14 protein-coding genes are annotated in these 13,484 nt (G+C 69.7%); 7 read left to right on the top strand and 7 right to left on the bottom strand.

All coding sequences use genetic code 11. The features are described from left to right. Positions 1 to 8: 8 nt before the first annotated feature. The 3 genes from ACFJIX_RS29815 (at position 9) to phaR (ending at position 2,921) form a co-directional block, all read left to right on the top strand. Positions 9 to 1,040 carry a LacI family DNA-binding transcriptional regulator gene (locus ACFJIX_RS29815; protein WP_377156522.1) on the top strand — a complete coding sequence of 344 codons (1,032 nt, stop codon included), beginning with the start codon at positions 9 to 11 and terminating at the stop codon, positions 1,038 to 1,040. A 147-nt stretch (positions 1,041 to 1,187) separates the two neighbouring features. Further along, complete coding sequence (locus ACFJIX_RS29810; RefSeq protein WP_377156520.1) at positions 1,188 to 2,192, top strand: tripartite tricarboxylate transporter substrate binding protein; 1,005 nt, start codon at positions 1,188 to 1,190, stop codon at positions 2,190 to 2,192. A gap of 138 nt (positions 2,193 to 2,330) precedes the next feature. Then, the gene (gene phaR, locus ACFJIX_RS29805) at positions 2,331 to 2,921 is read left to right on the top strand and encodes a polyhydroxyalkanoate synthesis repressor PhaR (RefSeq protein WP_377156519.1); all 591 of its coding nucleotides are present in this window, start codon (positions 2,331 to 2,333) and stop codon (positions 2,919 to 2,921) included. A gap of 18 nt (positions 2,922 to 2,939) precedes the next feature. Here phaR and ACFJIX_RS29800 read toward each other — a convergent pair whose 3' ends face one another. The 3 genes from ACFJIX_RS29800 to ACFJIX_RS29790 all read right to left on the bottom strand — a co-directional run bounded on the left by ACFJIX_RS29800 (position 2,940) and on the right by ACFJIX_RS29790 (position 5,644). Beyond that, complete coding sequence (locus ACFJIX_RS29800) at positions 2,940 to 3,209, bottom strand: hypothetical protein (protein WP_377156517.1); 270 nt, start codon at positions 3,207 to 3,209, stop codon at positions 2,940 to 2,942. A 150-nt stretch (positions 3,210 to 3,359) separates the two neighbouring features. Then, the gene (locus ACFJIX_RS29795; RefSeq protein WP_377156516.1) at positions 3,360 to 3,827 is read right to left on the bottom strand and encodes a GFA family protein; all 468 of its coding nucleotides are present in this window, start codon (positions 3,825 to 3,827) and stop codon (positions 3,360 to 3,362) included. Positions 3,828 to 3,883: 56 nt separating this feature from the next. Next, positions 3,884 to 5,644, bottom strand: a complete 1,761-nt coding sequence (locus tag ACFJIX_RS29790) for an ATP-binding protein (protein ID WP_377156514.1) — start codon at positions 5,642 to 5,644, stop codon at positions 3,884 to 3,886. Between the two features lie 212 nt (positions 5,645 to 5,856). Between ACFJIX_RS29790 and rimO the strand changes: the two genes are divergently transcribed. Beyond that, the gene (gene rimO / locus ACFJIX_RS29785) at positions 5,857 to 7,284 is read left to right on the top strand and encodes a 30S ribosomal protein S12 methylthiotransferase RimO (RefSeq protein WP_377156513.1); all 1,428 of its coding nucleotides are present in this window, start codon (positions 5,857 to 5,859) and stop codon (positions 7,282 to 7,284) included. Here the strand turns inward: rimO and ACFJIX_RS29780 are convergent. Next, positions 7,226 to 8,308 (bottom strand): hypothetical protein, encoded by a 1,083-nt coding sequence (locus ACFJIX_RS29780; RefSeq protein ID WP_377156511.1) that lies wholly within the window; start codon positions 8,306 to 8,308, stop codon positions 7,226 to 7,228. The genes rimO and ACFJIX_RS29780 overlap by 59 nt on opposite strands. Before the next feature lie 271 nt (positions 8,309 to 8,579). On the opposite strand from ACFJIX_RS29780, the gene ACFJIX_RS29775 reads away from it, so the two are divergent. Beyond that, a complete protein-coding gene (locus tag ACFJIX_RS29775) occupies positions 8,580 to 9,788 on the top strand; it encodes a PLP-dependent transferase (protein ID WP_377156510.1) in 1,209 nt (402 codons plus the stop codon). A 7-nt stretch (positions 9,789 to 9,795) separates the two neighbouring features. Here the strand turns inward: ACFJIX_RS29775 and ACFJIX_RS29770 are convergent, their stop codons facing one another. After that, on the bottom strand, positions 9,796 to 11,142 hold the full coding sequence (locus ACFJIX_RS29770; protein ID WP_377156509.1) for a hypothetical protein: 1,347 nt from the start codon (positions 11,140 to 11,142) through the stop codon (positions 9,796 to 9,798). 283 nt (positions 11,143 to 11,425) lie between these two features. Beyond that, positions 11,426 to 11,890, bottom strand: a complete 465-nt coding sequence (smpB, locus tag ACFJIX_RS29765) for an SsrA-binding protein SmpB (protein WP_377156508.1) — start codon at positions 11,888 to 11,890, stop codon at positions 11,426 to 11,428. A 136-nt stretch (positions 11,891 to 12,026) separates the two neighbouring features. Between smpB and ACFJIX_RS29760 the strand changes: the two genes are divergently transcribed. Continuing rightward, a complete protein-coding gene (locus ACFJIX_RS29760; protein ID WP_377156507.1) occupies positions 12,027 to 12,491 on the top strand; it encodes a type II toxin-antitoxin system RatA family toxin in 465 nt (154 codons plus the stop codon). Further along, a complete protein-coding gene (locus ACFJIX_RS29755) occupies positions 12,478 to 12,801 on the top strand; it encodes an RnfH family protein (RefSeq protein ID WP_377156506.1) in 324 nt (107 codons plus the stop codon). The genes ACFJIX_RS29760 and ACFJIX_RS29755 overlap by 14 nt, the downstream gene beginning before the upstream one ends. Before the next feature lie 124 nt (positions 12,802 to 12,925). Here ACFJIX_RS29755 and ACFJIX_RS29750 read toward each other — a convergent pair whose 3' ends face one another. After that, positions 12,926 to 13,444 carry a DUF4124 domain-containing protein gene (locus ACFJIX_RS29750; protein WP_377156504.1) on the bottom strand — a complete coding sequence of 173 codons (519 nt, stop codon included), beginning with the start codon at positions 13,442 to 13,444 and terminating at the stop codon, positions 12,926 to 12,928. Positions 13,445 to 13,484 lie beyond the last annotated feature (40 nt).

The raw sequence follows: 13,484 nt of genomic DNA, 5'->3' as shown, positions 1-13,484 counted from the left end.
GCCGCCATATGTCCGACATCGAGACCTTCCCCCGTCCCCGCCGCCGCAAGGGCAGTGGCGCCGTCACGCTGCGCGACGTGGCGCAGCTCGCGGGCGTGGCGCCGATCACCGCGTCCCGCGCGATCAACACCCCCGCGCAGGTGTCGCCCGAGGTCCGCGAACGGGTGTCCGAGGCGGTGCGCAAGACCGGCTACGTCCCCAACCTGCTCGCCGGCGCGCTGTCGTCGATGAAGAGCCGCATGGTGGGCGTCGCCGTGCCGACGATCGCCGGGCCGGTGTTCCTCGACACCGTGCAGAGCCTCACCGAGGCGCTGTTCGAGGCCGGCTACCAGGTGCTGCTCGGCCAGACCGGCTACGACAACGCGCGCGAGGAAGCCTGGCTCGACGCGATGATCGGCCGGCGGCCCGACGGCCTGGTGCTCACCGGCACCAGCCATTCCGAGCAGGCGCGCACCCGGCTGCGCGCCTCCGGCGTCCCCGTCGTCGAGACCTGGGACCAGAGCGCCGATCCGATCGACATGCTGGTGGGCTTCTCCCATGTCGAGGTGGGCCGGCAGGTCGCGTCCTATCTGCATGCGCGCGGCTACCGCCGCCTGGCCGGCGTGGCGGGCAGCGACGAGCGCGCGATGCGGCGTTTCCGCGCCTTCCAGGATCAGGCCGGGGCGCTCGGCATCGCCGACGTGCCCGTGGCCACCGTCGCCACGCCGACCACGCTGGGCAGCGGCCGCCGTGGCCTGGCCGAACTGCTGGCGCATCCGGACGGCGTCGACGCGGTGTTCTGCAGCTCGGACTCGCTGGCGCTGGGCGTCGTGATCGAGGCGCAGGCGCGCGGCCTGCGCATCCCCGACGACCTCGCGATCGTCGGCTTCGGCGATCTGGCGCTGGCGCGGGACCTCGAACCGGCACTGACCACGGTGCGCATCGACGGCTTCGCCATCGGCCGGCAGGCGGCGCGTTTCATCCTCGACCGGGCCGGCGGCACGGTCGATCGCCGCACCGTCGACATCGGTTTCGAACTCGTCCAGCGGGCCAGCGCATGAACGGCCACTGACCGGGTGAAATCCCTCATCAACACGATCTTGACGCGATGGATGGTACCGATACCATTCCTCTCATCAAGAAGATGGTATCGGTACCGAGTCGATCACGGCGAGGGCTGCGTGCCGTCATGGATGGAGACAAGCGACATGAATTCGGTGATGCGGGGTCGCGTGCGCGCCCTGGCCGCTGCGGCGGCGACGGTGGTGCTGGGCATGGCGGCGATGACGGCGGCGCAGGCCGCCGATGCCGGCAACTGGCCGGCCCAGCCGGTCAAGCTGATCGTCCCCTTCGCGCCGGGCGGCACGTCCGACGTGCTGGCGCGCGAGATCGCGGCACGGCTGCAGGTCTCGCTCAAGCAGACCATCGTGGTCGACAACAAGGCCGGCGCCGGCGGAGTGCTGGGTGCCGACAGCGTCGCCAAGGCCGCGCCGGACGGCTACACGCTGCTGCTGGGCACGATCGCGACGCATGCGATCAATCCTTCGCTGCTGCCCAAGATGCCGTACAAGGCCGATCGCGATTTCGCGCCGGTGATCCTGCTGGGCAAGATCTCCAACGTGCTGCTGATCGGGCCCGGCTCGCAGGCCAAGACGGTGAAGGACATCATCGCCGCCGCGAAGGCCAAGCCCGGCGACATCACCTTCGCGTCGGCGGGGCAGGGCACGTCGCAGCATCTCTCGGGCGAGGTGTTCCGACTGATGACCGGCGCGGACCTGACGCACGTGCCCTACAAGGGCAGTGCGCCGGCCATCCAGGACGTGATGGGCGGCCAGGTGCCGATGAGCTTCGAGACGGTGACCGTGGCCCTGCCTCAGATCAAGGGCGGCAAGGTGAAGGCGCTGGCGGTGACCTCGGCCAAGCGGAGCGCGCAGTTGCCCGATGTGCCGACCCTGGCCGAATCCGGCGTGCCGGGCTTCGACGTCTCGAGCTGGCAGGCGCTGTACTTCCCGGCGGGCACCCCGGCGCCCATCGTGGCCAAGCTCAATGCCGAAGTGCAGAAGATCGTCGCGCTGCCCGAGGTGAAGGCCAAGATGGAATCGCTGGGCCTGGAGTACACGCCCAACACGCCGGCGCAGTTCCTCGAATTCCAGAAGGCCGAGCAGGCCAAGTGGGCGAAGGTGATCAAGGACGGCAACGTCAAGCCGGACTGAGCCGGACGGAGCTGGCGGGAGACTGGCGGCTCATCGACGGCAGCCCCATCCGCCTCCCGCACAGCAAGGGAAATCACCCCGGCGGGCCGCTTGCCGGGCGCCTCCTAGAATGGGTTGAAGACCCTCAGAGGAGACAGCATGGCGACGGCCCGACGCGGCAAGACCGCAACCGGCAGCGAGGACCCCGCGCACCCCAAGGGGCCGCGGGTGCTGAAGAAGTACCCCAACCGGCGGCTGTACGACACGCAGACCAGCAGCTACATCACCTTGGCGGACGTCAAGAAGATGGTGCTCGGCGGCGAGGACTTCGAGGTCCGCGACGCGAAGTCGGGCGATGAGCTGACCCGTTCCATCCTGCTGCAGATCATCCTGGAGGAAGAGATGGGCGGGATGCCGATGTTCTCGACGCCGCTGCTGGCGCAGATCATCCGCTTCTACGGCCATGCGATGCAGGGCCTGATGGGGGCCTACCTCGAGAAGAACCTGCAGGCCGTCACCGAGCTGCAGAGCCGCTTCGCCGACCCGAGCAAGGGCGGGGGCTTCGATCCGCAGCTGTGGTCGCAGTTCATGAGCGGTCAGGCGCCGATGATGCAGGGCCTGATGGGCAACTATCTCGAGCAGTCCAAGAACTTGTTCCTGCAGATGCAGGAGCAGTTCCAGAGCGCCGGGAACATCTTCCCGAGCGTTCCCGGCATGCCGGGCTTCCCGCCGCCGCCGCCCAAGAAGTGAACGGCGCGTTCGGCACCTTCAGCGCTTGAGCCCGTCGTCGGCGCCTTCGCCGACGATGCGGCACTGGGTCTGATGCAGGGCTGCGTTCACGACCACCGGCGTGCCTTGCCGCGCCAGGCAGTCGTCGCGATCGGCGTAGGGGTCCTGCCCCGTCCACACCGCCAGCAGCACGATCGCCGCGCTCAGGGCGATCGCCGCCAGCACGGGTCGCCGTTTCATCCAGGCGAAGGGCTGCGCGCGCGTGCGCGGCGCGACGTCCAGGAGCGGGGCGGGGCGTGTGTTCGACATGGGCGCGATGCTAGTCAGCCGGTCCTGCATCGTCGGCGGGTGGCGTCCGCGTCGCCGTGACCGAATGCGCGGCGCGCGAGGATCCGGCGCCGCGGTCCCCCGGGTCGAGGGGGCCGGCAACGCTCGCCGGTGATCGGCACAAGCGCTGCCCTAGAAGCCGTGCCGCCGGTGCCAGTCGGCCAGGGATTCGTCGGGGAAGTGCCCGAAGCGGGCATCGCCCGGTTGGCCCTCGACCTTCACCCAGGACGCCTTGGAGTCCAGCAGGCCGTGCACGTTCTCCGGAGGCTCCGGCAGCGGCGTGTCGATCGCGCTGGCGTGCGGATGGATCAGGTCCGGCCAGTTGTCGTCGTACATCCAGAGCGCGGTGCCGCAATGTCCGCAGAAGTGGCGCTGGCCGCTGCTTTCCTTGCCGTCGAGGAGGGCGCGATAGACCCGCAGGTCGCGCTGGCCCTTGATCAGCTTGAACGTGCGGTGGTCGGCGCCGATGTTGATCGCGTAGCCGCCCGTGCCGGCCGTCTTGCGGCAGATCGTGCAGTAGCAGCGCATGAACGGATACGGCTCGGTCGAGTCGACCGAGAAGCGGATGCGGCCGCAGTGGCAGGAGCCTTCGAGGTGCATGGGGATGCTCTCCTTCATCGCTCTGTGCCGGCAACGCGCATGCCACGGGTGCTCGATCAGCCTGGTGACGACCGCCCCCGCGACGGGAGCATCGACCGCAGCACCGCGTGCAGAGGGCCCGGTTGCACCGGCTTGCGCAGCACGAGGTGGCCATCGGCTTCGGCGCGGCGCAGGTCGGGCAGGTCGAGCTCGCCGGTGACCACCAGGCCGCGCGCGAGCGGGAGCCGGTCCAGCAGGTCCTGCAGCAGCGCGTAGCCGCCGTCGTCGTGCCGCAGCCGCAGGTCGCTCATCACGACATCGGGCTCGAAGCCCGCATCAAGGGCCGCATGCGCCTGGGCGGCGTCACCGGCGACGCGGCAATCGAGGCCCCATTCGCCCAGCAGATGGACGAGGCCGCGCGTCACGCCGAGGTCGTCGTCGACCACGAGCACGCGGCCCATGAGCGGCTCGAACGCATGCGGCGCCATGGGCGCGCGTTTCACCGGCGTTGTCGGGACGGCCGCGCCGCGCAAGGTGATGCGGAAGCAGGAACCCCGCCCCGGCGTGGAGTGCCAATCGATCGACGCCTGCATCCGTTGCACGCAATCGCGCACGACGGACAGGCCCAGGCCCCGGCCGTCGCCGGTGACCTGCGCGGCGTCGTCGCCGCGACGGAATTCGGAGAACAGCGCCTCGCGCTTGGCCGCGGCCATGCCGATGCCGGTGTCCCAGACCTCGATGGCCCAGTTCCCGCCGCGGCGCCGTACCGCGAGCAGCACGCCGCCTTCGGGCGTGTAGCGCAAGGCGTTGTGCAACAGGTTGGCGAGCGCGCGGCGCAGCAGCATCGGCTCGGCGATGACCCAGGCGGGCGCCTCCGGGACCCGGATGCGCCAGTCGAGGCCGCGCGCCTGCGCCTCCGGCTGGAAGCGCTCATGCAGTTCCGACAGCAGTGGCGCCGGCGCCAATGGCTGGAGCGCGAGCTCGGCGCTGCGGCTGTCCAGCACGGAGACATCGAGCAGCGAGTTCAGCAGATCGTTGACGTGGCCGGCGGCCTGGGCGATGTCGACCAGCAGCGGCCGCAGCGACGGATCCTGGTTGCGCTGGAGCGCGGCCTGCGCGGTCAACGTCAGCGCGTAGAGCGGTTGACGCAGGTCGTGCGAGGCGGTGGCCAGGAACAGGCTTTTCTCGCGCGACGCGGCGTTCGCGACATCGCGTGCCTCCTTGTGCGCGAGCGCGAGGGACTCGCTCTGGCGCTTGAGCTGGGACTGCTGGACGAGGAGGCCGTTGGACGTCCGTGCGTATCGCCACACGAGCCACGGAAAGAGCAGGCACAGCGGCAGGACGATCGTCCATTGCGCGGGGAAGGCAAACGGCACCGCCACCGCCGCCATCGCCCACGCGGGACAGAGGAAGCGGGCGAAGAACGGGAGGTCCGCGGCCGCGAAGGCCGCCATCGATGCCGTCGTGTCGGCGAGCAGGAGGTACAGGAAGACCGCGTGTTCGAAGACACCGCCGGTGGCGGCGACCCAGGGCAGCAGACCCCACAGCAGACCGGAGGCGAGCGCGAAGCGCTCCAGCGGTCGCGACCAGCGCGTCACGAAGTCGTCGGGCTTCATGAGCGCGGCCTCGCGCCGGAAGCGGCGGCGCGCAACGGCGACGCCGATCGAGCCCAGCGCACAGGCGGTCGCCCAGGCCCACGCCCACGTCCACGCCCCACTGGCCGGTCCCGCCTGCGTGCTCGCGATCACGGCCGGCGGAATCACCAGCGCGGCGATTTCCACCGAGGCACGGTCGCCGATCAGGGGCAGGAGCTCGGAGCGCGAGGAAGGGTCGGACATCGAGGCGGACGTGAGGAGAGACCGGAGCGCGAGTATCCACGCAGCGACCGGCAGGGCCGGCACGCGGCGGACGGGGGCCGTGGCCGGGCGCGTGCAGCGGCACTCGTCCACGGTGGCGGGCGGGGCGCAAAGCACCGGCCCCTGTCTGGAAAGTAGCGCCTCGCTTACAATGCCGCCCCAGCCCATCAGCCAGATCGCCCGGCGGAACCCAAATGGAATCAACGACTTACGACCCCACCGCCGCCGCGAAGACTGGCAGCCCCACCGGCAGCCAGGCGCCCAAGATCGGTTTCGTCAGCCTCGGCTGCCCGAAGGCGCTGACCGATTCCGAGCTGATCCTGACGCAGCTCCGCGCCGAGGGCTACGAGACTTCCAAGACCTTCGCCGGCGCCGACCTGGTGATCGTCAACACCTGCGGCTTCATCGACGATGCCGTCAAGGAATCGCTGGACACCATCGGCGAGGCGCTGGCCGAGAACGGCAAGGTCATCGTCACCGGCTGCCTCGGCGCGAAGGCCGGCGCGAGCTCCGACAACATGGTCCGCGAGATCCACCCGAGCGTGCTCGCCGTGACCGGGCCGCATGCGACGCAGGAAGTGATGGACGCCGTCCACACCCACGTCCCCAAGCCGCACGACCCGTTCATCGACCTCGTGCCCGAGGCCCGCGGCATCGCCGGCATCAAGCTGACGCCCAAGCACTACGCCTACCTGAAGATCTCCGAAGGCTGCAACCACCGCTGCAGCTTCTGCATCATCCCGAGCATGCGCGGCGACCTGGTCTCGCGCCCGATCGGCGACGTGCTGTCCGAAGCCAAGGCGCTGTTCGAGTCCGGCGTCAAGGAGCTGCTGGTCATCAGCCAGGACACCAGCGCCTACGGCGTCGACATCAAGTACCGCACCGGCTTCTGGGACGGCAAGCCGGTCAAGACGCGCATGTTCGACCTCGTGGCCCAGCTCGGCGAGATCGCCAAGCCCTACGGCGCGTGGGTCCGCCTGCACTACGTCTACCCTTACCCGCACGTCGACGAGATCGTGCCGATGATGGCCGAGGGCCTCATCCTCCCGTATCTGGACGTGCCGTTCCAGCACGCGCACCCCGACGTGCAGAAGCGCATGAAGCGCCCCGCCAACGGCGAGAAGAACCTCGAGCGCATCCTGCGCTGGCGCGAGATCTGCCCCGAGCTCGTGATCCGCTCGACCTTCATCGCCGGCTTCCCCGGCGAGACCGAGGCGGAGTTCCAGTACCTGCTCGACTTCATGCGCGAGGCGCAGATCGACCGCGCCGGCTGCTTCGCCTATTCGCCGATTGAAGGCGCGCCGGCGAATGCGCTCGACGGCGCGCTGCCGGACGAGGTCCGCGAGGAACGCCGCGCGCGCTTCATGGCCGTGGCCGAGGAAGTCTCCATCGCCAAGCTGCAACGCCGCATCGGCGCGACGATGCAGGTGCTGGTCGACTCCGCGCCGGCGCTCGGCCGCAAGGGCGGCGTCGGCCGCTCGTACGCGGACGCGCCGGAGATCGACGGCACCGTGCGCCTGCTGCCGCCCGAAAAGGCCAGCAAGCAACTGCGCGTCGGCGAGTTCACCCGCGCCCGCATCGTGGGTGTCGAGGGCCACGACCTGATCGCATTGCCGATCTGAATCCCTGGGTCAATCCGTGGGATGCGCGCCGCTCCGGAAGCGCGCGGACATCCGCCCGCTCCCACCGGGCGATCACCTGTGCGCACAGTTCATCCGGTGGACCGCCCGGACGCTCGATCTGGCGTTCGAGTTCATCCGCCACCTGGCGACGCATGGCCCGGATCAGATCGCCCATGCCGGCGCCTTTCTGGAAGCGCATGCCTTTGAAGAGCGCGCGCTGGTCTTCCACTCGCATCGCCCGGAGGACCGATTCGTAGAAGCAGTCTCCCTTCGCCGGCACGTCGCGCGGTCGTCCATCGACGATCGGCGAATAGTGGTGGCGGACATGGTCGATCTGGACCGTGACGGGCGTCCGGCCCGGCGCCAATTGACCGAATTCCATCGGCGCCCGTACCCCCGCCTTGTCCTCGATTCGCAGTGAGAGGCCTTCGGGCCATCCCGGCATGGTCGTGACCAGATGCGGCGCCAGGTCGCCCCCCGCTCCAGTCCAATGTCCGGAGGTGCGGATCTCCGCCGCTGCTTTCCGAAGCTGTTGATGCACGTCCTCCGGATCGTCGATCTGCGCGGCTTTCGCGGAAATCCTCGTCCCGTCACGCGGGGCGGGCGACCTCAAGGCGTCTCGTAACGACTGCAGCAGGCGCTGGGCATCGGTCTCGACAAGGACGCCCTGTTTCCGCGCGACCGCGGCCTTCTCGCCTCGGCGCAGCAGCTGGGATCTCGACCATTCCAGCCATCCTTGCGGCTCCGCAAGATGGGGCTGCAACGCCCGGCGTTCGGTCTGGGTCAGCGCGGTGGCAGCCTGCGTGATGGCTCGAGTCAGGTCGGGTGGTGGCGGGCCGGAATCGCTCCCGCCGCGTCTCACCGTTGCTCTCAGCGCCAGGTGAAGGTGCATCGCGTGCAGCAGCTGTTGAGTCGCGGTGGGCATGGCCGTCCTCTGGTTCAGCGTTTTCATCCTGGCGCTGGCCGCGCAATCGGCCGCAGGCCATTCCTCCTTCAACGGGGCGAGCCGATCGGACAGCGTCACCGGGCCGTCGTCGGAAGGGCGCGGCCGGCCGGGTGGCGTCTGCGGCGGTGACTGCCTGAAGCAGGGAATGAGGTGTGAGAGCAGGCGTGAAATCGACGGCATCGCGGGTCCTTGGGAGTGGAGTCGTCGGGCTCAGTGGGTGTTTCCGGTCGACAACCCATCTGGCGCCATGCAGGCGCCGTTCACGGGGCGCCCGCTTGACGCATTCGACATCGGACCTGACGCGTGCCGGAGAATGCCCGTCTGGTTCCCCTGACTCCAAGGAGATGTCGTGACCCGACGCGGCCCGTCCACCGAACAGATCCATCACCCGTACCGGGCGCCCGAGGGCTGGGACGCCGTGCACGTCCCGGTGGCCAAGGCGTCGACGGTGCTGTTCAGGAACACCGCCGAACTGCACCGGCCGCGCACGCAGGACGGTGTCAGCTATCGCTATGGCCTGCCCGGCACACCGACGACCTACACGCTGGCCGCGCGCATCGCGACGCTCGAGCATGCCGAGCACTGCGTGCTCACCCCCAGCGGCGTGTCCGCGATCACGCTGACCAGCCTGGCCTTCCTGCGGCCCGGCGACGAGGTGCTGCTGCCCGACAACGTCTATGGCCAGAACCGGCACCTCGCCAACGGCCTGCTGACCCGGCTCGGCATCACGCACCGCTTCTACGATCCGCTGGACGTGCCGGCGTTCGAGGCCTTGCTGTCGCCACGCACGAAGCTGGTCTGGCTCGAGGCCGCCGGATCGATCACGCTGGAGTTCCCCGATCTGATCGGCCTGCTCCAGGCCTGCCGCGCGCGCGGCGTGCTCACGGCGCTCGACAACACCTGGGGCGCGGGGCTGGCCTTCAATGCCTTCGAGGTGGCGCCGGACGTCGCGCCGGGACTCGGTGCCGACATCAGCATGCAGGCGCTGACCAAGTTCCCGTCCGGCGGCGCGGACCTGCTGATGGGCGCGGTCTGCACGCGCGATGTGGTGCTCAACCGCCAACTGGTGGCCACGCACGAGTACCTCGGCTACGGCGTCGGCCAGAACGACGTCGAGGCGGTGCTGCGCGGCCTGCCGAGCATTGCGCTGCGCTACCGCGCGCAGGATGCGGCTGCCCGCGAACTTGCGCGCTGGATGGCCGCGCGACCGGAAGTGGCGCGGGTGCTGCATCCGGCGTTGCCGGACTCGCCCGGCCATGTGCATTGGCAACGTGTCTGCCCGCAGGCAGGCGGATGCCTGTTCTCCGCGGTGTTCCGTCCCGAGTTCCACGCGCGTCGCGTCGACGCCTTCGTGGACGCGCTGACCTGCTTCGGGATCGGCTATTCGTGGGCCGGTCCGATGAGTCTGGTCGTGCCTTACGACCTCAGTCGCAGCCGCTCGCTGGGGCTGCCGTGGACAGCGGAAGAGGGCGGCACGCTGGTGCGTTTCGCGATCGGGCTCGAGGAGGTCGAGGACCTGCGGGCCGACCTCACGCAGGCCCTGTCGGCGCTGGCGTGAGCCGCGTTCAGGGCGTGTCGCGCGCTTGCCTCACGACCGGTGGGCCGGCCGGTCGCTCTTTCGCGGCGACGGCCGCGTAGGCCACACGTGCCGTCAGGCCGCCGTTGTGCGCGAGGTGCGTCTCGATGGCGCTCATGGATCGGTCCTGGACCGACGGCAACAGCTCCTCCGGGGCCCTTGTCATCTCCCGGATCCAATGGGCGGCGACGGCGGACCTCATCGTCTCGCCGCAGAGCGTCTCCATCAGCGCGGCGGGCATGTGCGCCGGACCGCAGCGGTCCCCTGACCGCGAAGTTCGCCGCGCCTCCGACTGCCATTGACGCTGAAGCACGTCGCGGATCTGCCGATCGACGAAGTCCTCCGCTTTCCATCGCCGGTACAGGGGCAAGGGGAATCGCGACACCGCGTTGCGGTAACCCCAGCGCGATCGCGGTTCGTCCCAGTCGAGTGCACCCGCCAGGTCATCGCTGATCGCCGCGAAAGCCTTTGGATGCCGTTGCCCGAGCCGGGGGAACTCGTCCGAGGAAGGCGCGGCCTTCAATGCCGCCTCGAAGCGGCGAGCCAGGGAAGGAGGCGGCGCGCCGGCGCAGCAGCCGAGCAGCATCGGCGCGCGACGCGGCGGTGGAACGCCAGCGTCCAATGCGTCCAGCTCGCGGCAGAACAGGGCCAGCGGGAGCGGCGTGGTCCGCGAGTTCTCCGGCAACAGTCGGTCGTAGAAGCGTGGCGGCGCCGTGCGCGCATCGTCACGGCTGGATCTGCCGACGGCGGCCAGCCGTTCGAAGGGGCTCCGGTCGTCCAGGCCCGAGAGCCGCGGGAGCAGGTCGCCAAGCAGTTGCGCCAGGGCCCCCGCGTCGCCGAGATCCAAGGTCGCGAGGAGCCGCCGATGGGGCTGCGGCGGCCGTATGCACAGCGTGTTGGCCGCCACGTTCAGGTAGGCATCGAGGGTGCGTCCCGGCGGCACCGTGGACAGGGCGGTCCAGACCTCCTCGGGCGTGAGCGCGCCGCTCGTCGCGAGGCGTCCCAGCAGCGTCATGTAGTTGGCGTTCGCGCAGGCCTGCACGGCGTCGAGCTGATGCCAGCATTCCTGGTCGCGTCCGCCGATCGCGGAGTCTGGGAACCTTTGTTGATGGCCATCAGCGCGGTTCATCCGGATCATGTGCGACACCACATCCCACCGGATCAACTGCTCGGCCAGCGCGCGACGCTGGGCGGTGTCCGCAGCGGACTGCGCCAGGTGCGCACTGATCGCGCGAAGGCGGATCAGGGTCTCGGCGCTGCCGTCCCTGCCCGGTGGCAGGGGCAGGACGACGCGTCGCAGCGTGGCGTCGAGATCGGTCAGTCCTCTTGCGACCAACAGGGAGTTGGTGGCCGCAAGCCGAGGGGCCGACCCGAGGCGCAAGCGATCGGGCTGCCCAGGCTTGTCAGGCCCGTCCGGATCGCATGACGGATCGGGACCTGCGGACGAGGCCTCCGGCGACGGGTCATCCGATGGAGGCGATGTCGCTGGGCCTGGATTGGACGGGATGAACACGGTCGACTCCCCGGCACCGTTGCCGCTGCCGCTGCTTGGAGGAGCGACGAAGCGGCGCGCGCTCGTCGACGAAGGCGCGCTGAGTTGGCCGGGGGCCGCCGGCCGTTCAGTCCTTCGACGGCCCCGAGACCTTGTGCCGCATCAGGCGGCCCTTCTCGCGTTCCCAGTCGCGCTTCTTCTCGGTCTCGCGCTTGTCGTGCTGGGCCTTGCCCTTGGCCAGCGCGATCTGCACCTTCACGCGGCCATTCTTGTAGTGCAGGTCCAGCGGGATCAGCGTGAAGCCGCGCTGCTCCACCTTGCCGATCAGCCGGCGGATGTCGGCGCCGCTCATCAGCAGCTTGCGCGTGCGGTCGGCCAGCGGGTTGACGTGCGTCGACGCCGTGCGCAGCGGATCGATCCGGCAGCCGATCAGGAACAGTTCCCCGTCTCGGATGACGACATAACCGTCCGGCAACTGCACCTGGCCGGAGCGGATGGCCTTGACCTCCCAGCCTTCGAGGACGATGCCGGCTTCGTACTGCTCCTCGAGGTGGTACTCGAATCGGGCGCGACGGTTTTCTGCAATGGACATGGGAGCTCTTCTTGTGCGGGTCGCGGGCGCGCCAGGTCGGCGCAAGCGCCGAGGGCAGGCGGGCCGGATGGCGGCCCGGTGACGCCCAGATGGGGTCGATCGGGCCGCCTACAATCCCGCCATTCTAAGAACCGCCATGAAGCACGTCCGGAAGACCGTCCTCCTTTGGTACTCGCCGCGCGAGATGTATGACCTGGTCACCCAGGTCGAGCGTTATCCGGAGTTCCTGCCCTGGTGCTCGTCCGCGGAGGTCCTGGAACGCCACGACGACGGCGTGACCGCGAAGCTGTCCCTGCAGTACGCCGGCCTGCGTCATGCGTTCACCACCCGCAACACGAACGAGCCGAACCAGCGCGTGCGCATGAGACTCGTCGACGGGCCGTTCTCGATGCTCGACGGCGACTGGCAGTTCCTGCCGCTGAGCCGCCCCGGTGCGCCGGCCGACGGTGAACCGCGCGCCTGCAAGATCGAGTTCGAGCTGCGCTACGCGTTCTCGAGCTTTGCGCTCGAGGCCGTCGTCAGTCCGGTGTTCGACCGCATCGCCAACACCTTCGTCGACAGCTTCGTGAAGCGCGCCGAGCAGGTCCATGGCGCCCGCTGACCTGTCGATCGAGCTCTTCTGGAGCCCGGCCCAGGGCGAACTGCGCGAGCAACGACTGACCCTGCCCGCCGGCAGCACCCTGCGCGACGCCCTGGCGGCCAGCGCCTGGTTCGCGCCGGACCAGATCGCCGCGCTGACGGCCGGGATCTGGGGGCGCACCGTGCCGCTGGAGACCCCGCTGCGCGAACAGGACCGGGTCGAGGTCTACCGTCCGTTGACGGTCGATCCGAAGGAAGCACGCCGCCAGCGCTTCCAGGCCGCGGGCAGCCGCATCGTCACGCGGCATCGACCGCTGGGCCGCAAGGCCTGACACCGGACGCAGGTCCGGGCCTGGAAACAGGAAAGGCCGCATCAGCGGCCTGTCGTCTTACCAGCGGTCACCGGACTTACGAGCGGTTTGCCCGCCGGTGTTGTTTCCGGGACTCGTTCCGGCCTTACTTGCAGTTCGCCGTGACCACGGCCTGCATGTTGCGGATCTCTTCCTGGCGCATCTGCTCGGTCATCGGCTGCGAGTCGCCGGTCTGGGTGCCGCTGCGCAGACGCACGCCGGACTCGAGCACGCGCTGGCGGTTCTGGGCCTGACGGCAGTTCTCGGCCATCGCGTCCGCGCGGGCCTTGTCTTCCTGGGCCTTGCGCTCGCGCTCGACCTTCTCGCGCGAGGAGGCCTCGCTCGCCGCACGGGCCGGCGCGGAAGCGGCCGAAGCCGCCGCGGAGGCGCCTGCCAGCGCCACCTGCGCCGGCGACGGGGCGGCACGCGCCGCGTTGGACGGGCGCTGCAGGATGTCCTTCTCGGCGACGCTCGGCGGCGGCGGACGATCGCTGTATTGCGTGCGGCCATCGGCGTCGCGCCACTTCCATTGGGCGTGCGCGACCGAGGTCAGCGCCATCAGCGCGAGCGCGCAGATCATGCCCAGCGGGCGTCGCGGGCGTCGCGGGAGTGGGGGATTCATCATGGTCGTGGAGTGTACCGCCGGGCTTCTCTATAATGCGCCT

This window comes from Roseateles sp. UC29_93, assembly GCF_042695725.1.
In the GTDB taxonomy this organism is placed as follows: Bacteria; Pseudomonadota; Gammaproteobacteria; order Burkholderiales; family Burkholderiaceae_C; genus Roseateles; species Roseateles noduli_A.
Note: the sequence above shows the minus strand (reverse complement) of the source record. Positions and strands in the feature narration are given on the sequence as shown.